At 56.9% G+C, this 21,760-nt stretch carries 20 protein-coding genes and 1 pseudogene; 5 read left to right on the top strand and 16 right to left on the bottom strand.

The features are described 5' to 3' along the window. Positions 1–132: 132 nt before the first annotated feature. Positions 133–744: a transcriptional repressor LexA gene (gene lexA, locus B2X55_RS07525; protein ID WP_036374730.1), complete on the bottom strand. Its 612-nt coding sequence runs from the start codon at positions 742–744 to the stop codon at positions 133–135. A 298-nt stretch (positions 745–1,042) separates the two neighbouring features. On the opposite strand from lexA, the gene B2X55_RS07520 reads away from it, so the two are divergent. The 4 genes from B2X55_RS07520 (at position 1,043) to nudC (ending at position 4,162) form a co-directional block, all read left to right on the top strand. After that, on the top strand, positions 1,043–1,942 hold the full coding sequence (locus tag B2X55_RS07520) for a D-alanyl-D-alanine carboxypeptidase family protein (protein ID WP_286821567.1): 900 nt from the start codon (positions 1,043–1,045) through the stop codon (positions 1,940–1,942). Between the two features lie 56 nt (positions 1,943–1,998). Next, positions 1,999–2,514 carry an HD domain-containing protein gene (locus tag B2X55_RS07515; RefSeq protein ID WP_286821566.1) on the top strand — a complete coding sequence of 172 codons (516 nt, stop codon included), beginning with the start codon at positions 1,999–2,001 and terminating at the stop codon, positions 2,512–2,514. A gap of 48 nt (positions 2,515–2,562) precedes the next feature. Next, on the top strand, positions 2,563–3,195 hold the full coding sequence (locus B2X55_RS07510) for an MBL fold metallo-hydrolase (RefSeq protein WP_286821565.1): 633 nt from the start codon (positions 2,563–2,565) through the stop codon (positions 3,193–3,195). A 127-nt stretch (positions 3,196–3,322) separates the two neighbouring features. Beyond that, positions 3,323–4,162 (top strand): NAD(+) diphosphatase, encoded by an 840-nt coding sequence (gene nudC / locus B2X55_RS07505; protein ID WP_286821563.1) that lies wholly within the window; start codon positions 3,323–3,325, stop codon positions 4,160–4,162. Positions 4,163–4,864: 702 nt separating this feature from the next. Here nudC and B2X55_RS07500 read toward each other — a convergent pair. The 11 genes and pseudogenes from B2X55_RS07500 to B2X55_RS07445 form a co-directional block, all read right to left on the bottom strand. After that, positions 4,865–4,996 (bottom strand): annotated as a pseudogene (locus B2X55_RS07500) (transposase); the annotation flags it as partial. Between the two features lie 9 nt (positions 4,997–5,005). Continuing rightward, a complete protein-coding gene (locus B2X55_RS10845; RefSeq protein WP_349678240.1) occupies positions 5,006–6,223 on the bottom strand; it encodes an NUDIX hydrolase N-terminal domain-containing protein in 1,218 nt (405 codons plus the stop codon). Between the two features lie 145 nt (positions 6,224–6,368). Then, positions 6,369–8,639: a formate C-acetyltransferase gene (gene pflB / locus B2X55_RS07485; RefSeq protein WP_286821792.1), complete on the bottom strand. Its 2,271-nt coding sequence runs from the start codon at positions 8,637–8,639 to the stop codon at positions 6,369–6,371. 166 nt (positions 8,640–8,805) lie between these two features. Further along, positions 8,806–9,540, bottom strand: a complete 735-nt coding sequence (pflA, locus tag B2X55_RS07480) for a pyruvate formate-lyase-activating protein (protein WP_349678246.1) — start codon at positions 9,538–9,540, stop codon at positions 8,806–8,808. A 179-nt stretch (positions 9,541–9,719) separates the two neighbouring features. After that, positions 9,720–10,247 (bottom strand): NUDIX hydrolase, encoded by a 528-nt coding sequence (locus B2X55_RS07475; RefSeq protein ID WP_286821561.1) that lies wholly within the window; start codon positions 10,245–10,247, stop codon positions 9,720–9,722. A 226-nt stretch (positions 10,248–10,473) separates the two neighbouring features. After that, positions 10,474–10,923, bottom strand: coding sequence for an Hsp20/alpha crystallin family protein (locus B2X55_RS07470; RefSeq protein ID WP_270528379.1), 450 nt, complete (start codon positions 10,921–10,923; stop codon positions 10,474–10,476). Between the two features lie 280 nt (positions 10,924–11,203). Next, the gene (locus B2X55_RS07465) at positions 11,204–11,407 is read right to left on the bottom strand and encodes a protein kinase (RefSeq protein ID WP_255240742.1); all 204 of its coding nucleotides are present in this window, start codon (positions 11,405–11,407) and stop codon (positions 11,204–11,206) included. Between the two features lie 249 nt (positions 11,408–11,656). Further along, complete coding sequence (locus B2X55_RS07460; protein ID WP_286821560.1) at positions 11,657–12,862, bottom strand: MFS transporter; 1,206 nt, start codon at positions 12,860–12,862, stop codon at positions 11,657–11,659. A gap of 313 nt (positions 12,863–13,175) precedes the next feature. Then, positions 13,176–14,825 (bottom strand): FAD-dependent oxidoreductase, encoded by a 1,650-nt coding sequence (locus B2X55_RS07455; RefSeq protein WP_286821559.1) that lies wholly within the window; start codon positions 14,823–14,825, stop codon positions 13,176–13,178. Beyond that, on the bottom strand, positions 14,825–15,388 hold the full coding sequence (gene ahpC, locus B2X55_RS07450) for an alkyl hydroperoxide reductase subunit C (protein ID WP_055162877.1): 564 nt from the start codon (positions 15,386–15,388) through the stop codon (positions 14,825–14,827). Before ahpC ends, B2X55_RS07455 begins: the two co-directional genes overlap by 1 nt. A gap of 172 nt (positions 15,389–15,560) precedes the next feature. Then, entirely contained in the window at positions 15,561–16,538 is a 978-nt protein-coding gene (locus B2X55_RS07445; protein WP_286821558.1) for a Gfo/Idh/MocA family protein, read from the bottom strand. Positions 16,539–16,729: 191 nt separating this feature from the next. Here B2X55_RS07445 and B2X55_RS07440 point away from each other — a divergent pair, with 191 nt between their 5' ends. After that, complete coding sequence (locus tag B2X55_RS07440) at positions 16,730–17,380, top strand: class I SAM-dependent methyltransferase (RefSeq protein ID WP_055162881.1); 651 nt, start codon at positions 16,730–16,732, stop codon at positions 17,378–17,380. A gap of 388 nt (positions 17,381–17,768) precedes the next feature. Here B2X55_RS07440 and B2X55_RS07435 read toward each other — a convergent pair whose 3' ends face one another. The 4 genes from B2X55_RS07435 to B2X55_RS07420 form a co-directional block, all read right to left on the bottom strand. Then, on the bottom strand, positions 17,769–18,182 hold the full coding sequence (locus B2X55_RS07435; RefSeq protein WP_055162883.1) for a peptide deformylase: 414 nt from the start codon (positions 18,180–18,182) through the stop codon (positions 17,769–17,771). After that, entirely contained in the window at positions 18,179–18,676 is a 498-nt protein-coding gene (locus B2X55_RS07430) for a MazG nucleotide pyrophosphohydrolase domain-containing protein (protein ID WP_286821556.1), read from the bottom strand. Before B2X55_RS07430 ends, B2X55_RS07435 begins: the two co-directional genes overlap by 4 nt. Before the next feature lie 27 nt (positions 18,677–18,703). Beyond that, positions 18,704–19,618, bottom strand: coding sequence for an EamA family transporter RarD (rarD, locus tag B2X55_RS07425; RefSeq protein WP_286821555.1), 915 nt, complete (start codon positions 19,616–19,618; stop codon positions 18,704–18,706). Between the two features lie 143 nt (positions 19,619–19,761). Next, positions 19,762–21,696: an OPT family oligopeptide transporter gene (locus tag B2X55_RS07420; RefSeq protein ID WP_286821554.1), complete on the bottom strand. Its 1,935-nt coding sequence runs from the start codon at positions 21,694–21,696 to the stop codon at positions 19,762–19,764. Positions 21,697–21,760 lie beyond the last annotated feature (64 nt).

The raw sequence follows: 21,760 nt of genomic DNA, 5'->3' as shown, positions 1-21,760 counted from the left end.
ACGGCAATATCAAACGGCGTCTGCCCGAGAACATACACACTCGGGCAGACGCCGTTTTTTGTTGTCATGTTGTTATATTGTTATCGTTATTTTTGTCTGCCTGTTCGTCCCGCACTGCAGAGCAATCCTGATTCAGATCTTATGGTAGACACTGATCACGCGGGCGAGGACCGTGACCACGCTTGGGCACGGCTCCGCCTCTTCCTCGCGGCTCTTCAGGAGGTAGGTCCCTTTCTGGTCCTGGCGGAAGTAGCGCACGGTTGAGCGCCTGTCCACTTCTGCGACGACAAGGTCGAAGTCATTGGCAAATTCCTGCGGCGTGATGAAGAGAAAGTCACCCTCTGCGATGCCTGCTTCCCGCAGGCCATCATCCGGCATGCGCACGAGGTACGTCTTCTTGTGGGTAGCGAGCAGTTCCTGCGGGAAGGAGTAGACGTCGCTGAAATTCTTCTCGTCAAAGAGTGCCGCACCCTTGTGGATGCCGATGAGCATCGGCACCGGCACATTCTGGCGCCACGGGCGCTCGTCGAGGATATCGATAGCGCGCGGCTTCGTCGGGTCGCGCTTGATCATGCCATTGGCCTCGAGGCGCGACAAGTAACTGTGGACCGTTGAGCTCGACTTGAGCCCGACAGCCTCGCCGATTTCCCTTACGGAAGGCGGATAGCCCTTCTCGAGCAGGAAAGCCTTGATGAACTGGAAGATCTCTTTCTGGCGGTCACTTGATTTGCTCGTCTTGCGCATAATACATCCCCCTTATCTATCCGATTGCGTCATCAGTCTATTTGTTTCGTTCTGTTCTCTATTATAGCACATGTATGTTCGAAAAAAAGAGTTTTATGAATATTAGAGGAAATCGAGGAGCCAGCCGCATGGGTGAGTCATCCTGAGAGCCATGAATGCAAAGGGAGCGGAAAGTCTTCAAAACGTCTTCAAAGGGATTGGAAAAATTTGACGATGCCAGACGATGAAGCTATAATGCAGGAAGAGTCCCTGGCGGCATCTTGCCTGGAATTGCCGAAAGAGGGGGACGGATTGGAGCATGAACATTTTGAAATCTTGTAAACGAATCTATACCGCACTGCTGAGCCTCGTGCTGCTGCTCGTCTGGTCGGCCGTTGCCATGGCCGCAGCGCCGGACATCACGGCAGACGCCGCCATCGTCATCGACGAGGCGACGGGGCAGGTGCTCTATGAGAAGAACGCTGACAAGCGCGAATACCCGGCCAGCATGACGAAGATGATGACCTGCATCCTCGCGCTCGAGACGAGCAGTCCCGACCAGCTCGTCACCGTCAGCCGCTATGCAGCCGATGTCGAGTGCGCGCGCCTCTATCCGGGCTACACCCTGCGCATGGCCGACATCCTGCAGCAGATGATGATGATCTCTGACAACGGCGCAGCGACGGCCGTCGGGGAGGCAGTCGGCGGAGATGAAGCCACCTTCGCCGCGATGATGAATGAGAAGGCGCAGGCAATCGGTGCCGTCAACACGCATTTCGTCAACATGAACGGCATGCCGGACGCCAACCACTACTCGACAGCGCGCGACATGGCCAAGATTGCCGCCTACGCCATGCACAACGACGCCTTCCGCCAGATTGTCGGCACGAAGGCAAAGAACATCTACTACATCGCGCCGCAGGGCCACAAGACATATTGTCGCAACACGAATGAGCTGCTCGAATCGTATCCGGGCTGCACGGGCATCAAGACGGGCTGGACAAGCGCCGCACGCGGCTGCCTGAGCGCCGCGGCCAAGCGCGGTGACAAAGAGCTCATCGCCGTCGTCATGCATTCCGACGACGAGACGCGCTTCAGTGAAGCCGCCGCTCTGCTCGACTACGGCTTCGAGCAGGAAGAAGAGACCGCAAAAGCAGCAGCTGACAGCGAGACAACAGCTGCCCCTGCGCTTTCGCAGGCCGCTGCCGCAGTTTACTGATGCAGCGGATATTCCATGAAATCGAGCCGACTGTAAAGCCGGAGAGAGGAACACCCATGACAGAAGAAACTTTTGCCAAGAAGCGCGATGAAGTCCTGCAGGCGATGATCACCTTTGACGCCGGTGATGCCAAGCGCATCCAGCACTTCCTCAAAGTCTACACCTATGCCGCCCTGCTCGGCCGCCAGGAAGGACTGCGCGCAGAGGTCCAGCAGACGCTCGAGCTCGCCGCCATCCTGCACGACATCGGCATCCATGCCGCTGAGGCGAAGTACAGGAGCGCTGCAGGCATCTACCAGGAAAAAGAGGGGCCAGCACCTGCGCGCAAGCTGCTCGAAGACGTCTCTGGCATCCCATCTGCCATGATTGAGCGCATCTGCTACCTCATCGGCCATCATCACACCTATAAAGATGTCGATGGGGCAGACTACCAACTGCTGCTCGAAGCCGACTTCCTGGTCAACGCTTACGAAGACGCACTCTCCCAAAAAGCCATTCTCGCATTCCGCGAGAAAGTCTTCCGCACCGCCAGCGGCACGGCCATGCTCAATGCAGTCTACGGCCTTGACTGAGCGCCATCTGCTGAAGCGGGCAACAAACAACAGAAAGGAGAGTCTCCCATGATTTTGCAGGCAACTGTCACGAAGTACATTCCGACCAACGCGTACATCTACGCCGACAATGAGACGAAGCACGGCTTCCTCATAGACCCCGGCGCACAGGCGGGTAAACTGCTCGAGCTCATCCGCGAGAAGGACCTGACCATTGAGGCCATCCTGCTGACGCATGGCCATTTCGACCACATCGGCGCCGTCAACGAACTGCAGGCGGTACTCCAGATCCCCGTGTATATGGGCGAGAAGGGGATGCTCTACGCCGAGAACCCCGTCTGGAACCTCTCTTCTCAGACCGAGGACCCCATCGTGCTCAAGGATGTCACGTATCTCGCAGACCATGCTGTCATCGCGCTCAAAGAGAAGCCGTCCTTCCAGATGGAGCTCCTCGACCTGCCAGGCCACACAGCAGACGGCGTCATCTATTACACGAAAGAGGATGGGGCCGCCTTTGTCGGCGATTCCATCTTCCAGGGCAGCTACGGCCGCACCGACATGTACGGCGGCGATGAAGAGGCACTGCTGCGCGGCATCCGCGAGCGCATCCTGACACTGCCCGACGACACCTTGCTGCTCTCGGGCCACTCAGCGCCGACGACACCGGCAGAAGAGCGCGGGCGCAGCTGGTATCTGGTATAACGTCAGCCCTGACACACATTTTACCCGAGGGACTCGGGCATCCGCATGCGTCATGTACGCGCCGCACCGGCCCACGCAGAGCCTCAAGATAGGGCACAGAGCTACAGAGTCACAGAAAGGAATCCCCATGATCCAGGATATTGCACCAAAGAAACTCGACAACCAGTACAAGCCGTCGGCTGAGCCGATGGATGACAGCGTCGTATTCGTCTTCGACGCGCGCACGGTACTTGTGCGCCAGGATGAAGGCAAGCTCTTCCCGACGTTTGCCCAGCTCGGCCGCCCCGACGGCTGCGTCTACCTCTTCACGATCGGCAAGAAGGCATTCTTCCTGCTGCTCAGCGAAAAAAGACCAGTCATCCCAGCAGATTTTGCCTTCGAGCCCATCAAGAACATCCGTCAGAACAAGGAGGCAAAGCTGCCGAGCTTCTACGCCTTCTACACGGCCCTGCACCTCTACGGCTGGTACCACACGAACCGCTTCTGCGGCGTCTGCGGCCAGCCGACTGTACTCGACACAAAGGAGCGCGCTCTGCGCTGCTCCAAGTGCAACCACGTCATCTACCCGCGCATCAACCCGGCCATCATCGTCGGTGTCCTGCACGATGGAAAGATCCTTTTGACGCGCTACGCAGCAGGCCACAGCGACACGACCGTCTACGCGCTCATAGCAGGCTTCACCGAGATCGGCGAGACCTTCGAAGAGACGGTCGAGCGTGAAGTCGCCGAAGAAGTCGGCCTCAAGGTCAAGAACATCCGCTATTACAAATCCCAGCCGTGGGGCAGCGCCGCCGACATTCTCGCCGGATTCTACTGCGACCTCGACGGCGACGACACCATCCAGATGGACCGCGAAGAGCTCAGCCGCGCCTTCTGGGCAAAGCCAGAAGACGTCATCCTGCAGCCAGACGACTGGAGCCTCACAAACGAGATGATGGCCCGCTTCAAAGCAGGAGAACCGTGCTGATAAAAGCACGATTCCTGCAGCAAGTGCAAGCAGAAGATGGCACTGCCGATGCAATCGCATACAATAACATGCTATGAATAGATAGCATTATCGTCATTGCATCAAAAAGCAGGCCGCTGCTGCGCAAAAGAAACTCCGGATTATCCGGACAACAGTCCTAAATCAAGCCCCGCATGACCGAATACCATCGATCCTGCGGGGCTTTCTTGTATCGAAAACCGCCTACGAGAAAGCACCGAGCAATCACATTCGCTCAATCGGCAGGGGAAATCATTTTATAATACTTAAGTATTGCCATACATACTTAAGTATTAACAAGGTATTTACGGTAATATATATGGTATTACTTAAGGTAATGCGGATAGATTCCCGCCGGTTTTTCCAGGATTTTAGGTTAAAATATTACTTCCGATAATTTATACTTATCGGAAGTAATGTGTAAGTAATCTCGTGTATGGCTGAACATTCGATGATAATCCTTACGGTTATTTTGTGTGACTAACGTGATTTTATGTTGCCGACTTCCTTGCAGGCTATCATGATTCCATCCGTCACTTGAAACGATAAAACAAAAAGGAAGTTGCTACAGAAGCAACTTCCTTTTTATTTATTAAGTTCATTTTAGTGTAGTTGAGGCAGATCGCATTGCCAGATAAACCAGTTGTCGTTATAATGTGTGTTACCTTTCCTGTGCAGCCGACATGGAAGAAGCCTTTCGAAATGCAAAAATAAATGAAATTCCTGCCGAAGTATCCTCGACGTTTTACCCTTGATCGTCTTTACTGCTTTGTGGATACCGAACTGCGGGTCAACCTCCAGCAGCAGGTGTACATTCACTGCGTTTTAGTCCATCGTGGTTTTCCAGTCCGGCGTACGATGTGCGACGAAGCAGCGGTGAATCTGGTCGAGGCTGTTTTTCTCGAGGGCGATGTTTTGCGGCAGTTTCTGCTCGGAAAAATACGCCGCTTCGGTGGTCTCGATATTGGGCTGAAAGGAGCCGCCTAGGACCTTGCAGAGGGAGAAAATCTTGATAATCCCGTAGGGATTGTTGCATCGATTGTGCCTGCGCCAGTCGTCGATGGCGATGACACGGGTAATGGCGATATCGAGGCCAGCCTCTTCCTTGACTTCTTTGATGGTATTATCCGCGACCGACTGATCGACATCACACCAGCCGCCGGGCAAAGACCATTTTCCCGTGCTTTCATGAACGAGCAAGATCTTGTCCTCCTGGAAAATGGCCGCGCGCGTATCGATCTTGGGCGTCTGATAGCCCGTCTCATTGCAGAAGAGATCTTTGACTTTTGCGAGCGGCAGATCTGCCTGCGCTACCATCATTGCGGCGGCAATATCGCGCAGTTCCTGATAGCGCTCAAGGTCAAACCGATCCCGCCCATAATGAAGGCCGGCCTGTGCAAGGCTCTGGATCTTCACGGTCCAGTCAAGCCACTGCTGCTTTGAAGATGGTTCCTGCCCTGCCGCCTCCCCAGACACGGGCTTGTCTGCTGCCGTCTGGATGACATCGAGCTTCCCGGTGCGGGGATGGATCATCAGGCCGTGTACCTTAATGTTCTTCGGGATGTACGGGTTGCCGGCTATCTTGGCCACAGCATCCTTGACATTCTCGACAGGATCGCGGAACGCGTTGGCCCACGTCTCGAGTTCGCCATGGATCTTGGCAATGGCGCCCTCACTCACGCCATGCGCGCGCATCGCAGCGGCGAGGCTGTCTGCCGTTGTCTTGGCCATGCCGCACTCGTAATGCCCGACGACAAAGATCTCCTCGACGCCGAGTTCATAGATAGCCACCATCAGGCTGCGGATGACCGCATCAAATTCGCCGGTGAGGTAGTTGCCGACCGTGCGGATGATTTTGGCATCGCCGCGCTGGATGCCCATGGCCGGCTCGAGGATCTCCGTCAGCCTCGTGTCCATGCAGGTGAAAATCGCCATTTTCTTCTTCGGCAGCTTGCTCGCGGCAATATCCTCTTCTGTATAGTCATGCTTGCCATGAGCCACAAATGCCTTGTTGGCAGCCAGGATTTCTTCTAAACGGTCCATTTCTCTTCCTCCTTGTGTCACGATGAACGGCTCTCCTTGTCATTATAGCAAAAATTCCCTCGCAACGGCCAGACAGTAAATGCCTTTTGTTGCGAGGGAATTTTTGCGAGGGAATTTTATGGATATGAGATGTCTCTCGATGCGCTCACATCTTCTGATGGGCGCGGCGGGAGATGACGTCGAGCTGCTGCTGGCGGGTCAGGTCGATGAATTTGACGGCGTAGCCCGAGACGCGGATGGTGAAGTTCGCGTATTCCGGTTTTTCGGGGTGCTCCATGCAGTCAATGAGCTTGTCAACGCCGAAGACGTTGACGTTCAGGTGGTGGGCGCCCTGTTTGAAATAGCCGTCCATCACGCGCACGAGCGTGTCCACACGGTCTGATTCGGTATGGCCGAGCGTTTCCGGCGCGATGGTCTGCGTGTTCGAGATGCCATCGAGTGCGTACTCGTACGGGAGCTTCGCAACGGAGTTCAGGGAGGCCAGCAGGCCGTTCTGCTCTGCACCGTACGACGGATTTGCGCCCGGCGCGAACGGCGCACCGGCCTTGCGTCCATCTGGCAGTGCGCCCGTGGCGCTGCCGTACACGACGTTGGACGTGATGGTCAGGATGGACGTCGTGGCTTCAGAGTTGCGGTACGTGTGATGCTTGCGCAGTTTCGTCATGAAGGTCTTGAGGAGCCAGACGGCGATCTCGTCGGCGCGCGGATCGTCGTTGCCGTATTTCGGGAAGTCGCCTTCGACCTTGTAGTCGACGACCAGGCCGGATTCGTCGCGGATCGTGGAGACCTTGGCGTACTTGATCGCGCAGAGGGAATCGACGACATGGGAGAACCCGGCAATGCCCGTGGCGAAGGTCCGGCGCACGTCCGTGTCGATCAGGGCCATCTCAGCTGCCTCATAGTAGTATTTGTCGTGCATGTACTGGATGAGGTTCAGGATATTCACGTAGAGTCCGGCCAGCCAGTCCATCATCTGATCGAAGCGATGCAGGACCTCATCGTAGTCGAGCACGTCTGACGTGATGGGCATGTACTCCGGCCCCACCTGCATGTGTTTGCCGTCCTTTGTCAGGAATTTTTCGTCCTTGCCACCGTTGATGGCGTAGAGCAGGCATTTGGCAAGGTTAGCGCGCGCTCCAAAAAACTGCATCTCCTTGCCCGTCTGCGTGGCCGAAACGCAGCAGCAGATGCTGTAGTCGTCGCCCCAGACTGGCTTCATGACATCGTCGTTCTCGTACTGGATTGAGGATGTCTCAATGGAGATGCGGGCGGCATACTTCTTGAAGGCTGCGGGCAGGGCAGGCGAATAGAGCACCGTCAGATTCGGCTCCGGGGACGGGCCCATGTTCTCGAGCGTGTGCAGGAAGCGGTAGTCCGTGCGCGTGACCATGTGACGGCCATCCATGCCGACGCCGGCCATCTCAAGCGTCGCCCAGACCGGGTCGCCGGAGAAGAGCTGGTTGTACGACGGGATGCGGGCAAACTTCACCATGCGGAACTTCAGCGTCAGGTGATCGATGAGCTCCTGTGCCTGCATCTCTGTCAGCGTTCCCTCCGCGAGGTCACGGCTGATGTAGATGTCGAGGAACGTGGAGATGCGGCCGACACTCATGGCAGCGCCATTCTGCGTCTTGATGGCTGCCAGATAGCCGAAGTAGAGCCACTGGACGGCCTCTTTGGCATTCTTGGCCGGGGCCGAGATGTCGTAGCCGTAGGCCTTGGCCATCTCCTTCATCTGCTTCAAGGCCCGGATCTGCTCGGCGAGCTCCTCGCGCTGGCGGATGATGTCGTCCGTCATGACACCGCAGCCGCAGTTCGCAAGGTCCTCACTCTTCTTCTCGATGAGGAAATCGATGCCGTAGAGCGCCACGCGGCGGTAATCGCCGACGATGCGGCCGCGTCCGTACGTATCCGGCAGGCCCGTGACGATATGGCTGTGGCGCGCCCTGCGCATCTCCGGCGTGTAGGCATCGAAGACCGCCTGGTTGTGGGTCTTGTGGTACTCCGTAAAGATCTTGTGGAATTTGGGATTGACCTCGTAGCCATACGTCTTGGCGGCCTCTTCCGCCATCCGGATGCCGCCGAACGGCATGAACGCGCGCTTCAGGGGCTTGTCCGTCTGCAGGCCGACGACCTGTTCCAGATCCTTCAGCGATGCATCGATGTAGCCCGGGCCGTACGCCGTGATTCCCGAGACGACTTCCGTCTCGCAGTCCAGGACACCGCCCCGCTTCCGCTCCTCTTTCTGCAGCTCCTGCACTTTGCCCCAGAGCTTGTCCGTCGCCTCTGTAGGGCCTGCCAGGAAGCTCTCATCGCCGTCATAAGGCGTGTAGTTGTTCTGGATGAAGTCCCGCACATTGACATCATCTGTCCACTTTACACCCTTGAAGCTCCTCCATGCAGCATCTCGATTCATGACGTTCATCGCATTTCCTCCTTCTTCTAGACATCGATGCGTTTATGTGTCCATGCACATTTTTGTTTCTCGTTGATTCATATCATACCGTTTTTGGCGCGGCCTGTCCTTGATTTCAATCAAAGAATCATGCCAGGCATCACATTTTCTCTAGGGATCCTCTCCTTCAGACGGCCCCTAAGATATCCCGCGCCTGCTGCACGTCTTTCTCCGAAGGCGGCTGCACATCGCGGAGCTGATTGGGAATGCCGAGCTCGTCCCATTTATAGAGGCCCATGTTGTGATACGGCAGCACTTCGACGCGCTCCACATTCGTCAGCGTATCGAGGAACGACCGCGTGCGCCGGAGCGAATCGGGCGCATCCGTCCAGCCCGGCACCAGCACCTGACGGACCCAGATGGGCTTATGGATGGCGGACAGATAGCGGAACATGTCCTGGATATTGTCATTGGGACAGCCTGTGAGTTTCTGGTGCGCGTCTGCGTCGATGTGCTTGATATCCACGAGCAGGAGGTCGGTCACCTCCATGAGCGCCTGGAACTTGCCGAAAAAAGGCTCCCGGCGTGTAAAGGGCTGCCCGGCCGTATCGATGCAGGTGTGCATGCCGCGCGCCTTTGCCTTCCGGAAGAGATCCAGCAGGAAATCCATCTGCAGCAGGGGCTCGCCGCCGCTCACCGTGATGCCCCCCTCGTCTCCCCAATAAGGCCGATAGCGCTCCGCCTGGTCCAGCAGCTCATCTGCTGTCCGCAGTTCACCTCCCCGCTGCCCGTCCCACGTATCCACGTTATGGCAGTACAGGCAGCGCATCGCACAGCCCTGCAGGAAGATGATGAAGCGCGTCCCCGGTCCATCTACGGAGCCAAACGTTTCGATGGAATGAATGCGTCCCTGAATCATGATATCTCCTCACAAAAAAGACCCCGCAAGGAATCTGTATCCTCAAGGTCATCATACAAGGTGTTGCTGAAAATTTCCTTGACTAAAATCAAAGACGTGCCGAAATCGGGTTGGCCGGGGCTCAATCGCTCACCAGCTCCATGAGTCAGCCGTCCCACTGGCAGGAACGGGCACATGGAGCGTCATGCCTCTTCTTCCGAGGATCTCGGACGAACCAGCAAGCTCTCGAGCCGGTGGTAGTGCAGGAAGTCCCCGCGCTCACCCAGCGCACCGATCTCCTGCGGGCTGGCCAGGCGAAACGCCTCGACTTCATCGTCCTGGATCCGGACATCCGCCTGCGTAAAATCGCCCCAAAATTCATAGATGTCCACGAAATAATTGTTCTGCTCGGCCGGGCTGTCGCTGCGGTACGTGTAGATGCAGCGGCCCTGCTCCATCGTGAAGTGAAGCCCTGTTTCCTCGGCCACCTCCCGGAGCACTGCCTCCTCCGAGCGCTCCCCGGCCCGGACGCCGCCGCCGGGAATCTCCCATTTCAGCGGAGCCCATTCCTTATCCGCCTTGCGCTGCGTGATGAGGATGCGCCCTGCCCGATTGCAGATCAGCGCCAGAACCGTCAGATGATAGTCCCCCGGCTTCATGTGCCAGTCATTGCGGATCATCCTGCGCCCCGTCACGTGCTTCTCCCTGTCATAAATATCCCAGTATTCCATGCCTGCACCTCTCTTGTGATTTATTACGATTATTATACCACTAGAAATATTGCATCACCAGCTATGGCTAGAAAAATACACATGCCTTGGGCGCACAAAAAAAGAGCCAGCAATACGCTGACTCTTTTAAGAGACGTCCCTTGCATATGGAGCAAACACCGACGGCCGCTTGAACGCGGCACGCGGTGTTTGGTTGGTCAAACTTTAAGCAGTTTCACGCTCGGGCTTAAGCGGCGCCATTGATGTTGATGGTATGACCCGTTGCAGCCTTCTCGGCCGATTTCGGCATATGGACGGAAAGGATACCATCCTTGTATTCTGCCGTACACTTGCTCTCATCAATATCATTGATGTAGAACGAGCGGCTCATGCTGCTCTGGCTGCGCTCGCGGCGGACGTAGTTGCCCTTATCGTCCTTCTCGTCTTTCGACTGCTCATTCTTCGTGGCAATCGTCAGATAGTTGTTGTTGTACGTAAGTGAGATGTCTTCCTTCTTGAGGCCCGGCAGCTCAGCCGTGAGGTCATAGCTGTCCTTGTTGTCTTTGACATCAACCTTGAATTCCGGAGTATGGAAGCTCTGCATAAACGGTTCATCAAAGACATTCATGAGGCGATCAAATACGTTCTCTTCTTTCTGAAGATCATTGTTGGAAACAAATGGAACCAAACCAAACATAATCAAAAACCCCTTTCAACGTCTTGCTGCCACCTTCTGATGAGCATCAGGCGGCGATTCAAAACCATTTGATATTTGTATCGAGGACCTCGGACCCTTTCTCTCGGTTCCCTTATCCTCTTTACAATTCTTATTATACTCATATTGGTCAAAAAGTCAATATGTCAAAAAGAAATTTTTTTTACAGTTCCCAGGAAGCGAATGCAGGATGACGGCTACAAAAAAACAAGCTCTTCACAATAGAGCTTGTTTTTTAGATCTTGTTTCTTTTGTCATGCACTCAGTTTTTGATGACATCCAGCACTTTCTCGGCGGAGATGTCGTGTTCACTCATGTAGTCGAGAAGTTCCTTGTAGTCGGCCTGAGCCTTCTTTGCCTTGACCTCCTCGAGCTCAGCTTTGAGCTTTTTGATCTCGTCTTTTTTCTTCTGGATCTTCGCCTCGATGGTTTCTATTTTCGCTTCGTAATTTACCGTTCTAGCCATTCTTTTACACCTGTCCTTTATCGTATAATAAATAATTGAAATTTTCCCTATTATAACACTATCCCGGCCCAGAAAAAAGTCTTTTATTCCATTTTGTCAAAAATTTCGCATGAGCAACGCGATTTCCCCGCACAAGAATAACTCCTTTTTTCACAGTATACATCTCAGCAGACTGCACAGGACGCTGCGGATTGGCATAGAAAAAGAGACGCTGGAATGCGTCTCTTTTAATTCGATATGCCGTATGGATCAGGCTTCGTGTTCTTCGTGGAGATGGCGGTTCTGCGTCTCTTTCATGAGCAGGGCGACGATGAAGAGGCAGGCCTCGAAGGCGACGACGATGATGTCGAGGGCGGCGACGTGGCCGAGCGTCGTGGTCAGGAAGCCCATGAGCGGGCCTGAGAAGAACGAGAGGAAGTAACTCGAAGCGCCGACGATGCCGGTGGCCAGACCGATCTGGCTCGTGCTGACGCCATCCTGGGCAATCGTGTAGCCGAGCACGTAGATGGCGTGGAGGCCGATGCCCATGAGGCCGCCGACGATGTAGAGCACCGCGGAACTCTGCGGGATGACGTGGAAGATCAGGAACGCACAGAGTGCGTTGAGTCCGGAAAGGCAGATGATGGTCGGCTTGCGGCCGAAGCGGTCGGCGAAAAAGCCGAGCACGACGCCGCTGAGGCCGCCGATACCGTAGATGGCGCCGAAGAAGGAGCCGGCCTCTGTCGGGCTGAATCCCTTATACGTCATGAAGAGGTACGGGCCCATCGAAGCAAAGCCCCAATACGGGATGATGTTGAGGATCTGAATCAGGACACCGAGCCAGACGACTTTGTTGAAGCCGACCGTGCGGATTGCCTCAATCAGATGAATGCGCTTGATGTCCGTCGAGGTATCCGTATACTTTCTTTTGAAACCGAAGATCAACAGCAGGCCGAAGATGACGGTGGCGATGCCCATGTGCGTCAGGCCGACGCTCCAGTCACCCGTGCGCTCCAGGCTCCAGCCGTAATACGTCGGGCCGACATATGCGCCGATGGAGTAGAATGTCATCATGAGTCCGTTGAGCATGGCGCGGGCGGCCGGGAAGATCGAGCCGGCTACCGAGTACATGACGATATTCCAGCAGCCTTCAAAAATACCAAAGCAGACACGCCACAAGGCGGCTCCTGCAAAGCTGGCCGAAGTCGTGACGCAAGTGGTCATGCAGCCGAGGCCGACCATGCCGAAGATCAGCATGCGCTTGCGGCCGAACCGGTCCGCGAGGTAACCGGCAGGGATATCGATGAGTGCCTGCCCGAGGGTGAAGATGGTGCCAATCGTGCCGAGCTGGACGGCGGTCAGCGACAGCGAAGCCGCAACAGCCTTGAGGCCGACGCCGAAGGAAAGGCGGTTCGCCGAGTAAAACGCATAGCCGAGTGCCAGCAGGAACAGCTGAAACCAGAGTACCTTTGGCATTTTAAAAGGATTCTTTTGTTCCATCATGCATACGTCCTTTCTGAATGTAAAATATGAATACAAAATACAGATGAGATTGTTTTGTATTATAGCACTTACAGAAAGAATGTAAACCAGGCACGCAAATAAAGTACAAAAATTTTTATACGATGCACATTTTGCGAAGTACGGCGAACGAGTGCGATAAAATAGGGATAAAAACACGCGAAGAAGCGCGAAATGTGCACAGACGTGAAAAAGGCCCCCTGCCTCCGGCACAGTCGGCAGGCAGAAAGCCTCTCGTTCTGAAATAGGAATGGATATGGGTATGGACTCAGGCCCGACTCGCTTCCATCAGGTCGAGCAGCTGCGCGGCCGTCTTCTTACCGAAGTGAGGACCGTCCTCATTGATTAGGAAGCACGGCACGCTCATGACCTGATACGCCTCGCGCAGCGAGGGATAGAGATTGAGGTCGTAGACATCCGTCGTAATCCTGGGATTCAGGGTTGCGAGGCGCTGGGCTGCTGTGACGAGCTCCGGGCAGAGCGTGCAGGACAGGCTGACGAAGATGCGCAGATGACAGGGCGTATCCCAGTCGAGCAGACGCTGACGCAGCGATTCGTCCAGGGCCTGTCCCGGCCCTGCTGCATTGTAGAGTCCCAGCACAAAGGAAGTGAATTCATGGCCGCCCGGCACGCCGTGAAACGCGATACCGGCAGGCTCGCCGCCGCAAAAGACGCGGACGCAGGGGCGCTCGCCTTCGGCAGCCGCCTCCTCCGCCGGCACGCGCACGACCTGGAGCTTATCCGTCAGGCGCGCGAGCTCGTCTACATACGATGCGAGCTCGCCGCTCTTGGCCGAATCATCCAGGTAAAGGCGCAGTTCCAGGCTGCGGTCCATGCGGGCAAAGACCGTCTGCAGCTGCTTGACGATCTCCGGCTGGAAGATCTGGCTGGAAGCGGCTGCTGCCGCAGGTTCCTCCGGCACGGCAGCAGCAGGGCGCAGCGGGCGGATGCCCGTCTTCTTCTGCATCTGCAGCGCGTAACGCTCGAGTTCCGTCGCAGCGAGAGCCCCGTCGCCAGCCGCCGTGATGCACTGGCGCAGCGGCTTGATGCGGATGTCGCCAGCCGCGTAGAGGCCATCACAGGATGTCTTCATCGACGCGTCCGTGATCACATATCCCTTCGGATCGAGGTCTGCAATGCCCCGGACCAGTTCGGTCGCCGGTTCATAGCCGGCAAAGACGAAGACGCCAAATGTGTCCTTCCCCGCATCATACGTCTTGACCTCCCCCGTCTCAGTATCCCGGCAGGTCAGACGGCGCAGCAGGCCATCTCCCTCGACGGACTCCACGACGGTGTGTGTCCGCACGGTGATGTCCGGATGATTGCGCGCTTCATCGGCCGTAGCCTTAGCACAACTGAAATCATCGCCGCGCACCAGGCAGGTGACATGTGACGCGTACTTCGTCAGGAACACGCTCTCCTCAGCCGCCGCATAGCCGCCGCCGATGACAAAGACCTGTTTGCCGCGGAAGAATTCGCCGTCACACGTCGCACAGTAGGCGACACCGCGGCCGCGGAAGGTTTCCTCCCCGGCAAAACCTGCAGAGCGCGGGCGCGCTCCGGCAGCGAGCAGGACGCCGAAGCAGGAGAGTATGCCCTGTGTGGTGTGCACGGTCTTGATATCGCCGCTCATGTCGAGAGCAGTGACCTCGGCCAGCTTGAATTCTGCGCCAAAAGCTTCGGCTTGCTGGCGCATGTTCTCCGTCAGGGCCGCTCCGCTGATGGAAGCAATGCCCGGATAGTTGACGACGCGGTCGGTGATGGTGATCTGGCCACCGAAGTGTTCCTTTTCAATCACCAGGACGCGGTAGCAGGCCCGCGCCAGATAGATGGCTGCCGTAAGGCCTGCCGGACCGCCGCCAATCACGATGACGTCGTAAAGCTCCCGTGCAGGAGCTTTGACGGATGCTTCCGCCATCAGAGCGCTCCCACGAGGTCAAGGCTCGGCTTCAGCGTCTCTGCACCCGGCTGCCATTTTGCCGGGCAGACCTCGTCCCCGTGCTCGTGGACGAACTGGCATGCCTGCACCTTGCGCAGCAGCTCATCGGCATTGCGGCCGACATTGCCCGCATTGATCTCATAAGCGACGATCTTCCCCTCCGGATTGATGATGAAGGTCCCGCGCTCTGCAAGACCGGCCGACTCGATGAGCACCTCGAAGTCGCGCGCCAGGGCGTGCGTCGGATCGGCTACCATCGGATACGTGATCTTGGCGATGCGCTCCGAATGATCGTGCCATGCCTTGTGGACGAACTCCGTGTCGCACGAGACGGAATAGATCTCACAGCCGAGTTTCTGGAAGGCATCGTAGTGATTCTCCAGATCCTCAAGCTCCGTCGGACAGACGAATGTAAAATCGGCAGGATAGAAGAAGAATACACTCCACTGGCCAAGAAGATTGTCCTTCGTAATGGTGCGGAATTCATGATTCTGGTACGCTTTCACCGAGAACTCGCTGACTTCTTTGTTGATCAATGACATAAGATACTCCTCCTTTTGATGCCCGTAACGGGCCATTAATTTACTGTTTTTAGCTTTAACTAATGATAATTAATATCGTTTACAGGGATATCATACCATGTGACCACAAAAAAAGCAAGCATATTTTTGAAAATATGCTTGCTCCATATGGCTGCTCACACTCGACCGTTTGTCATTCCTCTTCCGGATAGCGCATGCCCCAGTCCTGGCGGGCCTTCGTCATCAGGGCCATGACGTCGACGGTGTAGTCGAGATGCATGAAATCCCGCTGCCCCGCGACGGTGCGCTCCATATCCTCGATTTCGTAGCAGAGCGCATTGGCCATCTCCCCTGCGACGATCTCCTCCTTGCGGCCGTCCTCCGTCCAGGTGATCACCGCCTTGTCGCCGCGCGGGTACTCCATGAGCTCGACATACGCCTTGTCAAAGGAAATCATGCCGCGCTTCGGCTGCTTGGCGTGCAGCGACAGCATGACGGTCGCCATCTCCCCCTGCTCGTTCTTGAGGAGCATGCTGGCCTGCTCGTCGACACCGGTCGGCGCGTAGAGAACCTGGGTGGCGATTTCCTGCGGGCAGGAGCTCATGAACCAGCGCGCGAAGGACAGCGCATAGACGCCGATGTCGAGCATGGCGCCGCCCGCGAGGCTGCGGTTGAAGAAGCGGTTTTTCATATCATACGGCTTGTAACTGCCGAAATTCAGCGTCATGAGACGCAGCGGGCCAAAATCGCCGCGGTCGATGCGCTCGCGCAGTGCGCGGTAGATCGGCATGTGGTAGATGGTCTGCGCCTCGGCGAGCACGAGATGATGTTCCATCGCGAGCTTGACCGCCTCTTCGAGCTCGTAGTAGTTAAGCGTGATGGACTTCTCGCAGAGCACATGCTTGCCGGCGGCGAGGGCCTGGCGCAGGTACTTGATATGCGTGTTGTGCGGCGTCGAGATGTAGATGATGTCGACGTCCGGATCCTGGAACATGTCTTCGATCTTGTCGTAAACCTTGCCGATGCCGTACTGCTCGGCAAACTGAACAGCCTTCGCGTGCGTGCGGTTGCCGACGGCGTAGAGATTGCCGCCGAGCTTCTGCATCGCCTCAGCGAGCTGATGACCGATGACGCCGCAGCCGAGCGTAGCCCATCTGTACTGTACTGCCATGATATCCCTCCACTCTTTCTTGACAAAACAATACTGCAGATTCAGCAGATTCACTTGTAGGATAGCAGGGATTCGCGGCAAAAGCAAGATGCTGCACGGATTTGCCTTTGTGCCCGCTATCCGCTACAATAAAGAGAACAAAAACAAATTGAAACGAAATCCGATGATACCGGTCGAAAGGATGAACAGACATGACAAAGGATGAGATGATGCAGCAGAAAAAGATCACGACGGCGGGCAATCCGGCAAAGCCGACAGGAGAAGCCGGGGAAAAGATGCTCGCGCGCATGAACGAGAGCCACGCCGAGCTCACGGCCTGGGGCCTCTCCTTCTTCCACTGGCAGGGCAACGAAGATGTCCTCGACATCGGCTGCGGCGGCGGGGCCAACCTGCACCGCATGAGCGGCCACATCGAGAGCGGCCATCTGACGGGCGTCGACTACGCCAGGACGTCGGTCGAGACATCACGCCAGACGAATGCTGACGACATCGCCGCCGGCAAGATGACGGTCTGCGAGGGCTCGGTCGAAGCACTGCCGTTTGCTGACGATGCGTTCGACAAGATCACGACGGTCGAGAGCTTCTACTTCTGGCCCGATCCGCCCGAAAACCTCAAGGAAGTCCGCCGCGTCCTCAAGCAGGGCGGCACCTTCCTGCTCATCTCCGAGATCTACGACCATCCGGGCCTCAGCGCCGAAGTCCAGGAGAACATCAAGAACTATCACCTCTACAATCCGACGCCAGAGACCTTCAAGGCCATCTTCCGCGCCGCAGGCTTCCGCTCCGTCGCCGTCCACATCGAAGAAGAGCACGGATGGATCTGCATCGAAGGGACAAAATAAGCATGAGCCGACGGGGAGGGCTGGGCAACGTTACGCACAGCGGTCTGCTAAACGGATTTTTTGCCAATAAATATCCTTGCAAAAGAGCGAAACGCGCTTCGCTTGGACGACACTCTTTTGCAAGGAAGCTGGTCGGCAAAAAATCCGTTCTTGACGCAGACCGCTGAAAGCTTCACTTATGCCCAGCCCTCCCCGTCGGCTTCATCATTCTGGCAACTTCACATTGTGTCCTGCTTACATCGCCTATAAAGCCTTTCCCGTATCTGTATAGTGTATGAGAAAGGCTATTTTCGTATCAGGACATCTTCATCCTGGTCCATCTTTGCGCAACGTTGCCCGGCCATTCCCTGCTGTCCTGCCCCGCCTAAGAGCAATGCCTGTCTCCGCATCAAATCAAGATTCCTGCACAGTGGTCCAGCTCGTGCTGGACAATCTCTGCGGGGAAGTCGCGGAAGACCTGCTTCTGCTTCTTGAACTTGAGGTCGCGGTACTCCACCTCAATCCACTTATAGCGCACGGTCTGCCGCTCGCCGTCGAGCGACAGGCAGCCCTCGCTGACCTCGTACGTCTCCTTCGACTTGCGGACGACCGTCGGGTTCAGCATCGCCAGATAGGCGTGTCCCATGCGGATGGCGATGATGCACTTGCGCTCGCCGATCATGTTCGCTGCCAGCCCCACACAGCGGTCCGCATTCGCCTTGAGCGTATCGATGAGGTCCGTGGCAATCGCCACATCCCTGCGCTCCGCCAAAGCCGACGGCTGCGCAAGGAAAAACGTATCGCGTACAATATCGCGTATCATGATGAAATCCCCTTCCTCTTCTTCGCCTGCTCAATCAGAGCAGCGGCCTCCTCAAACGCGTGCGGCAGGTAGTCATCCTCCCACTCGCGCCCCTTCTTCTCCTGCGCCTTGATCTCCTTCCAGCCCGTCAGCGGCTTGCCCGCATCGTCGAGCATCGGCTTGTGGAAGACATGCGGATGGCGGCGCACCATCTTGTCCGCCGCGGCCTGCGCGACATCCTCCAGTGAGAAAAGGCCTTTCTCCTGTGCCAGCTGCGCATGGAAGACCACCTGCAGCAGAAGGTCGCCGAGCTCTTCCTTGAGATTCTCCGCCCGGCCCGTCTCGCGCAGGATATCGATCCCGCCGAGCACTTCCGCCGCCTCCTCGATACAGGCAGGCTTCAGGCTCTCATGCGTCTGCGCCTCATCCCAAGGACATCCCCCCGGCCCCCTGAGCCGCGCCACAATATCACAAAGCCGCCCGACCGACGCCAATCGATTCTTTTCCTCATCCATAAAAGTCTTTCCTTTCATTTTACCTTTTTAACGACACGAAAACGTACCGAGGCAAGGCTCACATCTCACCGTCTCATTTTGCCATTCAAAAGTATCTTCCAATACACAAGCCCAAGGACAGGTGATCTGCGCCATCCCGAACGACTCGTGGAAGAAGAAAATCCCGAGCAGCAATCCAATCGTCGGACTGATGTACTGGAAGAAACCGAGCACATTGAGTGGCAGGAGATTCGCCCCGTACGAGAACAGCACGAGCGGCACCGCCGTCACCACGCCCGTCCCCATGAGAAAGAGAGCAAGGTCCGGCGTCGCCAGCGAGAAGTGGTTTACAGGCGACGCCATGAGTATGCCGATGTACGGCACAGCAAACGGCATCATCAGCATCGTCTCAAGCGTGATGCTCGAGAACGGATTGAGGTGCAGTTGCTTCTTCAACGCACCGTAGACCGAGAACGAAACAGCTAGCACGACGGCCACCCAAGGCAGCTTGCCGAGCTGGTACGTCATGAGCACGATGCCGATGGCTGCGAGCAAGAGGCTGATCTTCTTGAGCCCCGAGATGCGCTCGCGAAAGAACACGATGCCGAACAGCACGCTCATGAGCGGATTGATGTAGTAGCCGATGCTCGTATCGATGACGTGGTCGTGATTGACCGCCCAGATGTACGTCAGCCAGTTCAGGCTGATGACGAAAGCCGCCATCAAGAGAATGGCCCCGCGCTTCTTGTCCGCCCATAGCGCGCGGCAGTCCTCTTTAAAGCTCTGCCAGCGCTTCGTCACGATGAGCACAATGACCATGAAGAAGAATGACCAGACGATGCGGTGCGCGAGAATCTCGTTGGCTTCCGCCCGCGCGAGCAGGTTCCAGTAGAGCGGCAAGATGCCCCATATAAGATACGTTGACAGTGCCGCCATCATGCCCGTGCGGCGTGCGTGATTCATTTCTATCCCTTTCCTTTCGGCTGCGTTTCGGATTCTTTTTCAATTAAGACTATCTATTTAGTATAGCACAAAAGCCAGCCCGCGGCGCGGAAAACGCACCGGAGCTGGCTCTTGCTGACGTTACACGTCGATATGTTCTAGATTCAGTCCTGCTTGACTGCGTGCTTGGCCATCGCGTAGAGGAAGATGCAGAGCACGAAGTAAGCAACGATGCCCGCAAACGTTGCGGCAGGCGAGGCGGCCCAGGCCTTGGCAAACCAGTCGATGCCCGCGATGTGCAGGACCGCGCTGATGAGGCTGCCGATGGCGCCGCCCGCGACGAAGCCCGAGGCGACCGTGTTGCCCTCGCTGAGGCGCTTGGCGTTGACCTTTGCGTCATCGCTGCTGTGCGAGACAAAGTACGAGATCAGGCCGCCGACGAGGACCGGCGTGTTGATGCCCATCGGCAGGTACGAGCCGAGCGCAAAGGCGAGCGGCGGGATCTTCATCATCCAGAGCAGGACCGCGAAGAATGCGCCTGCCATATAGAGCGGCCACGGCGCGTCGCCGCCGTCCATCATCGGCTTGACGATGGCTGCCATCGCATTGGCCTGCGGCGCCGCCAGCGCCCCCTCGCCCGTGAAGCCGTAGGCGTGATGCATGAGGAAGACGACGCCGACCGAGACAACGCCCGCGAGCACGATGGAGACGAGCTGCCACTGCTGCATCTTCTTCGGCGTCGCGCCCGTGATGTAGGCGACCTTGAGCTCCGACATGAAGTTGCCCGAGACGGCGAGCGTCGCGCAGAGGAAGGCCGCCATCATGAGGATCGCGATGATGCCCGTCTTGCCCGCCATGCCCGCGCCGCCCATGACGACAGCCGAGACGATGATCATGAAGATCGTCATGCCGGAGACCGGCTCATTGCCCGTGAAGGCAATCGAGCTGATGCCGACAACCGAGAGCATCAGCGCAAAGAGCATGACGAGCACAAACGCGATGACGGTCTGCGTCAGGCTCTCGGCGCACATCACATGGAAGAAGACGGCAAACAGGATGGTCATGAGCAGGCTGCCGAAGACGATCTGCGTCATCGGCAGATCCTGCTGCGTGCGCAGCAGCATGCCCGAGGAAGAAGCGCCCTTCGAGAAGAGGTCTGCGACAGCGCGCTTGACGACGCGGACGACGACACCCGACATCGAGAGCAGTCCGATGATGCCCGACATCGCGAGCATGCCGATGCCGATGTGGCGGACGTACTGCGAGAAGACCGCGTCGACCGGTGCATTGGCGAGCAGCATCGTCTCGCCGCCGACGACCATCGTGTGGTCGCCGCCGAGATAATAGGCGACCGGGATGCAGACGAGCCACGAGAAGAACGAGCCAGCCGCGATGATGGCCGCATAGCGCAGGCCCGTGAAGTAGCCGATGCCGAGCAGCGCCGCGTCGTTGTCGAGACTGAAGACGAGCTTGTACTTGTCCGCGAGCACCTGGCCCCAGTGGAACGTCGTCGTCGTCAGGAGTTCCTGCCACCAGCCGAGTGAGTTGAGCACGAAGTCGTAGACGAGCGCGACCGCACCGCTCACGAGCATGATGTGCGCCTTCGAACCCTCATCCGACTCGAGCACCTCCGCCGCCGCACTGCCCGATGGGAACGGGTAGACACCGTCCATCTCCTCGCAGAAGTAGCGGCGGAAGACCGTCGCCAAAAAGACGCCGAGCACACCGCCGAGCACGATCGGGATGGCCATCTCGAGGAACGAGACATCTTCGATGTTCAGGATGTAGAGCGCCGGCAGGATGAACATCGCGCCGCCGATGATATTCGTACCTGCACTCGCGATGGCCTGGATGTGGACCGTCTCCGGGAAGGCGTTCCTGCGGTGAAAGAGTACCGCCATGCCCATGGCCAGCACCGACACGGGTGCAAAGGCATCGACCGTCTGCCCGATCTTCAGGCAGAGATAGCCGACCGCCAGAGCAAAGAGCACCGAGAAAAATAATCCCCAGAACACAACGTACGAGTTGATCTCCTCGTACGTCTGATGGGGCGACATCCGTGGTGCATACGGACGCCGCGTCTTGTTTTCATCTGACATACAAATCCCCCTAATCCGCACTGTCCACTCATCATGGATAACAGCACTACTACAGTTTACGCCA

Origin of the sequence: Mitsuokella sp. UBA4253 (assembly GCF_002395285.1) — a bacterium.
GTDB classification, from domain to species: Bacteria; Bacillota; Negativicutes; order Selenomonadales; family Selenomonadaceae; genus Mitsuokella; species Mitsuokella jalaludinii.
The sequence above is the reverse complement of the archived record's forward strand: the minus strand, read 5'-3'. Positions and strand labels throughout refer to the sequence as shown.